The sequence below is a fragment of the Occallatibacter sp. genome, from assembly GCF_049802275.1.
Taxonomy (GTDB): domain Bacteria; phylum Acidobacteriota; class Terriglobia; order Terriglobales; family Acidobacteriaceae; genus Telmatobacter.
In genome coordinates, this window is the sequence record NZ_JBARMD010000399.1 from 1 (window position 1) to 10,868 (window position 10,868).

General features: G+C 54.6%; 6 protein-coding genes and 1 pseudogene. 4 read left to right on the forward strand and 3 right to left on the reverse strand.

The features are described 5' to 3' along the window. From WA354_RS13975 to WA354_RS13985, 3 genes and pseudogenes are all read left to right on the forward strand, one after another. Window positions 1-258, forward strand: a pseudogene (locus tag WA354_RS13975) (TolC family protein); the annotation flags it as partial. Further along, on the forward strand, window positions 255-1,433 hold the full coding sequence (locus WA354_RS13980) for an efflux RND transporter periplasmic adaptor subunit (protein WP_472813629.1): 1,179 nt from the start codon (window positions 255-257) through the stop codon (window positions 1,431-1,433). The pseudogene WA354_RS13975 and the gene WA354_RS13980, both read left to right, overlap by 4 nt. A gap of 14 nt (window positions 1,434-1,447) precedes the next feature. Then, a complete protein-coding gene (locus WA354_RS13985) occupies window positions 1,448-4,537 on the forward strand; it encodes an efflux RND transporter permease subunit (RefSeq protein ID WP_472813630.1) in 3,090 nt (1,029 codons plus the stop codon). Between the two features lie 56 nt (window positions 4,538-4,593). On the opposite strand, the gene WA354_RS13990 is transcribed toward WA354_RS13985, so the two are convergent. Together WA354_RS13990 and WA354_RS13995 are read right to left on the reverse strand one after the other, a co-directional pair. Beyond that, on the reverse strand, window positions 4,594-7,491 hold the full coding sequence (locus tag WA354_RS13990; RefSeq protein ID WP_472813631.1) for a sensor histidine kinase: 2,898 nt from the start codon (window positions 7,489-7,491) through the stop codon (window positions 4,594-4,596). A gap of 411 nt (window positions 7,492-7,902) precedes the next feature. Then, on the reverse strand, window positions 7,903-8,898 hold the full coding sequence (locus WA354_RS13995; RefSeq protein ID WP_472813632.1) for a formylglycine-generating enzyme family protein: 996 nt from the start codon (window positions 8,896-8,898) through the stop codon (window positions 7,903-7,905). Window positions 8,899-9,171: 273 nt separating this feature from the next. Here WA354_RS13995 and WA354_RS14000 point away from each other — a divergent pair, with 273 nt between their 5' ends. After that, a complete protein-coding gene (locus WA354_RS14000; protein WP_472813633.1) occupies window positions 9,172-9,657 on the forward strand; it encodes a phosphate-starvation-inducible PsiE family protein in 486 nt (161 codons plus the stop codon). A gap of 99 nt (window positions 9,658-9,756) precedes the next feature. Here WA354_RS14000 and WA354_RS14005 read toward each other — a convergent pair. Further along, window positions 9,757-10,868 (reverse strand): BamA/TamA family outer membrane protein (locus tag WA354_RS14005; RefSeq protein ID WP_472813634.1); only part of this gene is annotated, 1,112 nt, incomplete at its 5' end.

Here is a 10,868-nt window from a genome sequence, read left to right on the forward strand (position 1 = left end):
GTGAGAGATGCTTTTGAGAGCGTTCGCTCCAACGATAAGATCATTTCCCTTTATAAGTCGGGCTATCTAGATAATGCGCAGCAATCCCGCGACATCAGTGAGTACGCCTACAAGCATGGCGCTGCAAGCCTGCTTGATTTTCTCGATGCAGAGCGCAGCAATCGAGCCATTCAACTCAGCTATCGGCAGGCGCTCGCAACGTATCTGCTCGCCCTCGAACAGCTTCGCGAAGCCGTCGGAACCAGGAGCTTGCCATGAAAAATCGATTAATAGCCGGCAACAACATTCCATGCCTGATGGCAATTGCCGCCCTGGCTGCGTTAACAGCCTGCCAGTCGCATGATGGGGAGCAGGCAGGACAGATGACGTCATTTTCCGCGAAGGCTTCCAAGTCCGCGACCCCGCAGCTCTTCACCATTCCGCAAGACCAGATGTCCCACATCCAGGTCGTTACGGTTGAGCCGGCAACGCTGAGAAGAACGCTGCGGCTCACCGGTACGGTGGCGTACAACGCTTTCAAGACGACGCCCGTAATCAGCCAGGTAGGTGGCCCGGTGAGCAGGATTCTTGTGGTTCCCGGCGAGCACGTGAAAGAAGGGCAGGCCATGCTCGACGTGAGCAGTCCCGACTATTCGCAACTCCTTGACGCCTATTTAAAGGCTGCGGATTCGAATCGCCTTGCATCGAAGAACTACGCCCGCGCACAGGATTTGTATGCGCACCACGCGATCGCGGAACGAGACCTTGAGCAGGCAGAGTCTGATCGCAACCAGGCGCAGGCCGATCTGAATGCAGCCGAACAAGGCATGAAAATCGTCGGAGTCAAGGATCCGAACCGCCTGGCAAGCGCTCCTTCCTCCGCGCAGATCCCGGTTCTCGCGCCCATTACGGGTGAAGTGGTTGAGCGTATGGTTTCGCCGGGACAAGTGGTCCAGGCGGGACAGACCCAGGCCTTTACCATCTCCGATCTAAGTACTGTCTGGGTCTTGGCCAATGTCTACCAGGGGGACCTTGCCTATGTTCAAAGCGGCGACGATGTCACTGTGCAGACAGACGCATACCCCGGCAGCTTCCATGGAAGAATTTCCTACGTCGCCCCCGCGTTGGACCCAAACACCAGGACCCTGCAAGCGCGCATCGTCGTCGATAATCCCGGGGAGAAATTGAAGAAAGATATGTACTGCACCGTTACCGTCGCGGCTGGTTCGATCTCAAATGCAATGGCTGTCCCAGACTCGTCGGTTCTACGCGATGACAACAATCAGCCCTTTGTCTATGTCAATACTGGACCAAATCAGTTTGGCCGGCGCGATGTTGAGCTCGGTGAGCACGAGAACGGCCAGACCCGGATATTAAAAGGCATTTCCCTTGGAGAGAAGGTTGTCGGCGACGGCAGCTTGTTTCTTCAGTTTGCTAATTCGCTGCAACACTGAGGAGACAGGCCATCATGATTAATCGCATCGTTCAATTTGCTCTTCGGCAGCGGATGTTTGTCTTGCTGCTGGTTGCCTTTATCACCGTCGGCGGAGCCATCTCGTTCATCCACATGCCGGTCGATGCCTATCCCGATCTCTCGCCACCGATGGTCGAGATCATCACCCAGTGGCCGGGGCATGCATCAGAGGAAATTGAACGCCTCGTCACCGTTCCCACCGAAGTGGAGATGAACGGCGTTCCCAAAATGTCCGTCATGCGCTCGATCTCGCTTTATGGACTTTCAGATGTCATCCTCACCTTTGACGACGGCACCGACGACTACTTTGCGCGCCAGGTCGTTTTTCAGCGGCTCAGCGAGGTCACTTATCCAACGGGAGTAACTCCCACTCTTTCGCCGCTTGCCAGCCCTTCCGGACTCGTCTATCGATACGTACTCGAGAGTCCAGACCGCACGCCCCAGGAGTTGAAGACCTTTGAAGATTGGGTAATCGATCGCCAATACAAGCAAGTGCCCGGCGTTGCCGACGACTCCGGATTCGGCGGAACCGTCATGCAGTACCAGGTTGTTCTCGATCCCGCCAGGCTATACGCCTATCACCTCACGGTACCGGCCGTGATACAGCAGTTATCAGTGAATAACTCCAATGCGGGAGGAGGATTCTATGCGCAGGGCGGCCAGATCTACTATGTCCGCGGCCTGGGCCTGATCCGCGATACCTCTGACATTGGCAACGTTGTGGTGGGCTCGCAAAATGGCGTGCCCATCCGCATCCGCGATGTAGGCGATGTTGTGATTGGAAACGCCCCGCGCCTGGGCGAGTTCGGCTTCAATAAAAATGATGATGCAGTAGAAGGCGTCATCATGATGCGACGCGGCGAACAAACGCAGGACGTGTTGAAGGGCGTTGAGGCTAAGACACAGGAACTGAATGAAAGGATTTTGCCGCCCGACGTAAAAGTGCGCCCCTTCTACGACCGCAGCGATCTTGTGCAACTGACAATCCGCACGGTCGAAGAAAACATGCTGCTCGGGATGGCTCTCGTTCTTCTCGTGCTGATGGTGTTTTTGGTGAGCATCCGCGCGGCCGTGATCGTCGCGCTGACCATTCCACTGTCGTTGCTCTTTTCCTTCATTTTCCTGCACGCGCGAGGCATTCCTGCAAATCTGCTCTCTATTGGCGCCATTGATTTCGGAATTCTGATCGACGGAACCCTGGTGATGGTGGAGAACATCTTCCGCGAGCTGGGGGCCCGCGAAGGTCAGGTCTATGATCTGAAAGAGGTCATCCTCGATGCGGCGAGAGACGTCGATCGCCCTATCTTCTATTCCGTTGCCGTCATCATTGCGGGTTACCTGCCGATCTATGCGCTAAGCGGACCTTCCGGAAAACTATTCAAACCGATGGCCGACACCGTGGCTATCGCGCTCGTAGGCGCGCTGATCCTGACGCTGACACTCGTTCCAGTTCTGTGCGCCTATTGGTTCAAGAGCGGAGTTCACGAGCGCGTCAACAAACCCTTTGAGTCGGTGCGTGATCGATATGCGGTGCAACTCGAATGGTGCCTCAATCGTCCCAAGACAACCATGATCGGTGCCACGTTGATCTTCGCAGCCGCGCTCTTGCTGATCCCATTCATCGGCGGAGAGTTTATGCCCCATCTCGACGAAGGCGCACTCTGGATAAGAGCCACCCTGCCCTATACGGTCTCCTTCGAAACGGCGAGTAACTTCTCGCCGCAGGTTCGCAACATTTTGATGAAGTACCCAATGGTGACCGACGTTGGCTCCGAACTCGGCCGACCAGACGACGGTACCGACCCGACAGGGTTCTTCAACGATGAGTTCTACGTGGGATTGAAACCTTATAGTGACGCATCATGGAAGACGGGAAAAATCCACAACAAGGCACAGCTGACGGAGGACATTCAAAGTCAACTCCAGGCATTTCCCGGCGTCATTTTCAATTACACGCAACCCGCCGAAGATGCCGTAGACGAGGCACTGACGGGACTCAAGAGCGCGCTCGCGGTGAAGATTTACGGTCCTGACCTCAACATTCTTCAGAGTCAGGCGCTTGAGATCAAGCGCAGGCTCTCGCAGGTGCCTGGCTTCACTGAGCTGACGGTTGTGCGTGAGCTCGGACAACCCAGTTTGATCATCGATGTCGATCGCGATAAGATTGCCCGCTACGGCATCAATGTGGCCGACGTTGAAGTTATCGTACAAGCGGCGGTAGGTGGACAGGCGGCTACGCAGGTTATTCAAGGTGAGAAACTCTTTGACCTCGTCGTGCGCATGAAGCCTGAGTTTCGCGAGAATGCTCAACAGATCGGCAACCTGCTCGTCGGTACACCGACAGGCCAGCAGATTCCTTTGAGCGAACTTGCCGACATTCATGAGTCCGGCGGAGCTTCGTTTATCTACCGCGAAAACAACTCGCGCTACATTGGGGTACAGTACAGCATTGAAGGGCGCGACTTGCAAAGCGCAGTGCTCGCGGGCCAAAAGTCCATCGCGGAGATTGCAAAGTCTCTGCCGAGTGGATATCGACTTGAGTGGGGTGGGGAATATGGCGAACTACTTCAGGCAAAACACCAAATGGAATTCATTGGACCGCTGGCAGTGCTGATCATCTTCATGATCTTGTTTGCGCTCTATGGAAATTTCAAGTTCCCGATCACCATCGCTCTTGGCGTGATACTCACTGAACCTGTCGGTGCGCTAATCGCACTCAAGTTGACCAACACGCCACTCAGTGTCTCTTCGGCACTCGGTTTGCTCGCTCTTATGGGCGTTTCAGTCGAAACTGCCGTCATCCTCGTCTCCTACATCAACAAGCTGCGCCTCGAAGGCAAGGACATTCGCACTGCTACTCGCGAAGCTTCGCTCTTGCGTCTTCGTCCGATCATGATGACCGCACTCGTCGCTTGCCTGGGACTTTTGCCCGCCGCACTCTCCACCGGCATCGGCTCCGACACGCAAAAGCCCTTTGCGATCGTCATCGTCGCGGGTCTGGTTTCGCGGCTCTTCCTTGGCTTCTTCGTCAATCCTGTGCTGTACGAGATGGTCGCCCGCGATGGCGATGTCTTACAAGTTTGACCGAAGCTGGTCACGCTACATAGAGCTTTCAGGACTGACCTGATTTAAGAACTGGCCTAAATCGTCTCGTGGACTCTGCTGTCGCTTGGCGTGTGATCACTTGACGACGCGCCCGTTGGGGCCTTCACCGGGACGCGAACGTGCACCTCGGTTCCCTCCAGCAAGTTCGAATTGACTGAGATCGATCCGTTTACCAATCTCACGCGCTCGCTCATACTGAAGAGACCGAGGCCTCGCCCCTTTGCCGCCGCTTCGGGATCAAACCCAACTCCTGCGTCGGTGACCGCGAGTTGAATCTCGTCCGGGGTTCCCCAACATTGAACGTCAAGACGCGGTGTTCCGCTGTGCTTTGCTGCGTTATGTGCGGCTTCCTGCAAGACCCGGAATAGGCAGAGAGAAATATCGCCGGGCAGATGTCCTGGAAGGTCGTGGCATCGGAATTCGATCCGCATTTTGTGTTTTTCTCCGAACTCCTGGCAAAAACCTCTCATCGTTACTGCCAAGCCAAGGTGTTCGAGCCTCACAGAATGCAACTCGTGGGATAAGGCTTGCAAATCGGCGGCAATCTCCGAGGTGTAATTCCGGAGGTGGGCTACGCGGTTAAAGGCACTAAGGTTCGAATTGGAAATGTCCGACTTGATCCCATCGAGCTCAATCACGGTCAAGGCCAAACGTTGACTTATGTCGTCATGAAGTTCTCGTGCAATCCTTGTGCGCTCCTGTTCTTGTGCCTTGATCAATCTGCTGCCAACGTCGGAGAGCGCTTCCACTGCAAGCCTTTGTTCGGTTACATCGGTGCACGATCCGATATATCCTGCAAATGAACCTTCGGAGTTGAATCGTGGAACTCCAGTATTCGAAACCCAGCGATATATCAGGTCGTGTCTGAGGAGCCGATACTCCATCCTGAACTCCTCCCGTCGATCGAATGCCCGATCGTAGATTTCCAGGCACCTCTTCAGGTCTTCGGTATGGACACCTTCCGCCCAGCCGTAGCCTAGCTCGGAAGATAGCGGACGCCCCGTGAAATCGAGCCAGGGCCTGTTGAAGTAGGTGCAGAGCTTGTCCGTGTCCGACATCCAAATCATCACGGGCGCCGAATTCGATACCAATCTGAAACGTTCTTCGCTTTCTCGCAGCGCAAATTCCGTTTGTTTGCGTTCCGTGATGTCCTGGACCGTGCCATGAAGCTGCGCGATGCGATCGTTGTCATCGCGTATCGCCTCACCTCGCCCGATCACCCATCGCGTGGCCCCATCAGGGCGGATCATTTCAAGATCCAATTTGTAGTGGGTTCCGCTCCGCAACGATTCTTCCACGGCGCGGCTCAGTCGCGCCCAACTCTCAACCGTGTATAGCCTTGGATGATCCTTGTAGCTGGGCGCCGGCTGAGCAGGATCGAGACCCGCGATCCGGTAGAGTTCTTCAGACCAGATCACCGTATCGGTTTCCACGTCCCATTTCCAGGCTCCTACCTTTGCGAGCTTCTCAGTTTTCTCAAGCTCTGCTTCTTTCTCTCTGCGCGCGTCCTCGGCGTGCCTGCGATCCGTGACATCCACTGCGATTCCTAGTGCGCGCTGCGGATCGCCGTTGGCTGCGAGATAAAATCTCCCTGTGTCCGCAAGCCATCGGATCGTCCCATCGGGGCGTACCACGCGATATTCCGCTCTAAATGGCCTTCGGTCTTGCACCGCATCTGCTAGTACTCTAGCTATCCGCTCGCGGTCGCCTGGGTAAATTCGTTCAAGAAATTCATGTTCGCCTGCGAGGTAAGTATCGGCATTGATCCCGAAAGTCGTTTCCAGGTCGCCAAACCAAATGTTCTGTCCAGTGACCAGATCCCAGTCCCATCCCATTGATTTGCCTGATCCCATAGCGAGACGAAGCCTGTTGTGAGCCACGGTCACATCGGAAGTGAACTCGCGGTTGGCGAGGTAATTTTCAGCAAACGCGCCGGCGGCCAAAAGCAAGCCCGCCACCATTACCACCAGGAGTCGGACTTCATGCGTCCCGCTCGGTTCGTCCGTTCGGAATAGCTCCCAGATGCCAACAGCAGGAATACCGAGTACCGCGAGCATCGCAAAAACAGAACTGTACTTCGGATCCGTAGTATCCAGAAGTACAGCCTGATTTAACTTCGGTTGCAGCTTGTTTCCCTCAAGAGCTATCCAGAGAAACCAAAAGATTGAGGCAGTGAACGCCATCCCGATCGGAGCTCTTAAAGCCGGATAATTCGCGCCGCTTGGATTGCCCAACGGACCTTTCAAGGCCCAAACGAGGTTAAAGGCGAGTGAACCAATTGCATAGAGGGCGGAGGCGCCGAATAGGTGGAGATATATCGATTTCCAAGGGGATTGCGAACGGACGATTAACCTGCCAAGAATGCCAAGAAGCAAAACATTCTCAATAAGGTAGAGGGCTTCGAAACGCAAGATCATTGCCGTTCCTCGGCTGCCGTACTGATACGGGAACAGATAGAAGGCATATGCGAAAACCCAGACGAAAAGCAGGATGAGAAAGTTCAGCGTAGCTCGATAAGGTCTCCGACTAGGCAACTTCAAGTGAGGACGCGAAGCCACCGCCGCGATCATGAACACGATGTGGAGAAACAGGGGAGGATTGTCGAAGAGAAATTCCGGAATCCTGCCGTGCAAAACCACGCTGTTGAACCACGAACCAGGAACCAGCGCCCACAAACCAAATGCCGCCGCTAGAAATGACCAGAATAAGCGGACGGCCTGCCTGCTCTGCACCGCATTCCGAATTGCAACTCCGCAGGTCAAGAGAAGCAAAACGAAGTAACTGATGTCGTAATATGCGACTAACGCAGGACCTCTGCTCAGCGCGAGTGAAATCACACCCTGAGCCAGCAAGACGACGGCGACTATGGCCGGCCATGAAGAGAGAACGGATCTGTGTCCCGAGTGGAGAAGAGCCCGCATATTCTTTCGCAATTGAGGGGCTCCCTTCGATTTGGAATTGAACCCCGGCAATGTTCGTACTGGTCGAGCATCATTTCTTCGTCCAAAACCAGATTGAGGTGCGATTATAGCCCGGATAAGCAGTTGAAAGACAGTCAATTTTGGCCCGGACCATCTGTTTTAGAATCTGCCGGTTATGTGAGCTGATCCCCATGAGTTAGGGCAAACTGTAGATGAGTCCGATCTCTTCCCGTGAATTCTGCAAATGGTGAAATCAGAGCTGAATAGATAAGGCATTTCGCGGCGATAACTCACTTAATAGCTCGTCATAATTCCCCTCATGATCAGAGTTAGGAGGATATCTTCGGGCGCCCCTCAAACTTCAGGGGCGTCCTTGTCCCGCAGATTTATGAAGATCCGATTCATCGCTGTTGTCACTAGTTATCATTTTGTTTTTGAATCGCGTATCATGCAGCGAAACCCGAGGTGGCTCATGCTGGTGTCGATCATCTGCGGCTGCCGTGCCGCAGGACGATAGCGCAGACAATAATTGGGGGCGCACAGGTGGGAGCCTCCTTTAACAACCTTGCGAGGAATCCGAAATTGTGGCTGAGCCGTATCGTAACTCTTCGACGGCGAAATAATACGCGGATTAACAGCAGGGCCGCAGCAAGGCGCAACTACTTCGTCTGCATGGCGCGGGACAAACCAATCGCAGGTCCACTCCCATACGTTTCCCGCCATGTCATACAGGCCATATCCATTCGCCGGGAAAGATCCGACCGGAGAAGTGCCCTCGTAGCCGTCATCAAGAAGATTTTGCCAGGGGAACTCTCCCTGCCAACTGTTGGCCATCGCCTTACCATCGGGCAAATGTTCATCCCCCCAGGTGAACGTTTTTCCGTCAAGCCCGCCGCGAGCGGCAAACTCCCATTCCGCTTCCGTCGGCAATTCTTTCCCCGCCCAGCTTGCGTAGGCTTCAGCATCTTCGTAGGCAACGTGAACAACTGGATGTGAGGCAAGACCATCTAGCGACGAATCCGGCCCTAACGGATGACGCCAACTCGTTCCCGGAATCCAGGCCCACCAATTGCCGTAATTGCGTAAGTCCACCGGGCCGCCGGTTCTTTGAAAGAGCAGGGAACCGGGCACGAGGTTCTCTGGTGGGGCGCCAGGAAAGTCCGCAGGATTCGGCGCACGCTCGGCGACCGTCACATAGCCAGTCGCCTCTACGAAGCCTGCGAAGCGTTCACACGTGACCTCGTGGCGATCCATCCAGAAGCCATCCACGGTAACCTCGTGGACCGGCCGCTCTTCCGGATAAAAGTCTTCAGAGCCCATCCGAAAGGTTCCGCCGGGTATCCAAGCCATGTCGAGAAGTTGCGGATTGGCCTGTACATCGTTTGTTCGACTGACTTCATTCGCCATATGCGGGTTCATTCTACCTCTGCCCCTTCAGGCTGGTGCTATACATGTTCCTCTTCGTGGCGATTTCAGCATCGCCCACGCCGCGTACATTTGTCGGCGTCCACGACATCCGACTGTCATAAGTTACAGTTGCCAACCCTTCAAGGATTTTCTACGCTATCATCCTCTCACCGTGAGTTTTTGCCGAGTCTCATGGCCTTCGCTGGGAGCTCCGCGAAAGGTATGACGATTCTAATCTTCGTAGAATTTCAGCGGCATTTGGCATTGCCAATTTGATGGAAAACAATGACGACAACAAACCTGACGAACGCCACGGCTGAAAAAATTCCGGCAGACCGCGTGATCGACACCGTGTTGGAAAAGCTTATAGGGAACGTCCAGAAGATCATCGTAGTAGCACTCGCCGCTCTATTGATCTTGGTGGTAATCCTCTCCACGGTTCACCTCGGGTCCTTGATCGTCGAGGAGGTCTCTAAGCCGCCACGTTGGCTCATACCCGTTGAAGGGCTGCTCGAGATCTTCGGATACTTTCTCCTGGTGTTGATCGGCGTCGAGTTGCTGGAGACTCTGAAAGCGTATCTCAGGAAGGACGTCATCCACGTCCGCGTAGTCCTTGAGGTTGCACTCATCGCGATGGCAAGGAAGGTCATCATTGAGGAGCCGAATACTGTGCCGGGTATAACTCTCTTCGGGATTGCGGCTCTTATTCTGGCTTTGGGCGTCGCGTTCTATTTTGAGCGGCAGGCGAAAAGAGAGTCATCGCACTCATAAAAGGAACGGCAGCAATCGCCGGCACTCCTGTCGGCCCTGCTGGTGGTCTGGGACATAAGGCAAATCCAACCTCTTACGCGTTCGACACTCAGGAATGAGCTAGAACACGTGGCCCAGAGAAAAGAACCATGTGGCATGTCCGGTATCTCCGACACTACCGCCGATGAAAACGGGCCCAAAAGCGGTGCGGACAACCATACCGGCCGCGCCGTCATTAGGTAGTTTGCTCACGCCGGGATCATTGAACATTTTCCCGATCTCATAAATTGCCGTGGCGTAGACGCCACCACCCACGAACGGGGGCAGGGATATCAAACGGTGCATGTAACCCGATCGAAAGAAGAAGTACTGATCTCCTCGCAGCTCGTTTGTGCCATACGCAAGCAACCCATTTACTCCGCCGAGGTAATACTGAGGAATGCCGGTCTGCTCGTATCCCATGGTAGTTCCGCCCCGACCTATCACGTAGACGGAATCTGCGCGGAATACCCGTTTGAAATACTCGGCAGTCATCTCCAGGTTTGGAAATGCGGAGGATGCCCCCGGGCTCGTATCGTAAAGATGGAAATCCGCCCGGCCGAAATATCCGGCCGTTGGAACGATTGGCTCGTCCAGGTGGTCGTTTATATATCGGAATCGCGTTGCCCCCACTTGCCCCTTCACGGATGAGAACGTCGGGGTGCCCAGCTTCAAATCTGCATTCAAATATCCGATTTCATATCCGGCCCGCACCTCGCTGAAGCGGTCGATGGCGTATCCGATGTCAACTCCCGCGCCAGCTCGAATGATTCGGTAGTCGGCCTTCGGATCGTTATACGAATAAATCCACTGCCCCGAGTTGCTTATAGTCACTTGCGGAGCATAGAACCACTTGGATGCCTGAGTAAATCTCTTGTAGTACTCGGAAGCGATCCCATACGTATTTCCGATTGCAAAACTCGTGCGCCATTCCGAGCCGAATCCTCCGACGTCGAGAAATGTCAAACGGCCGCCCAACGTGTAGGTGACGTTATCAGGCTCGGTGCCATCGATGCTAAAGGCAATTTGCAGAACCGGCGGTGCGTTATTCCGCTCGCGGACATTGACCATCAGGCCGGTTTGCCCGTCAATCTCCGTCATATTGTAGGATGCGCTTGAGAATCTCCCAATGCCAGTCAACAGGGTGAGGTCGCTGTCCAGCTTTTTAGTGTCGATCGGCTTATCCACCATCG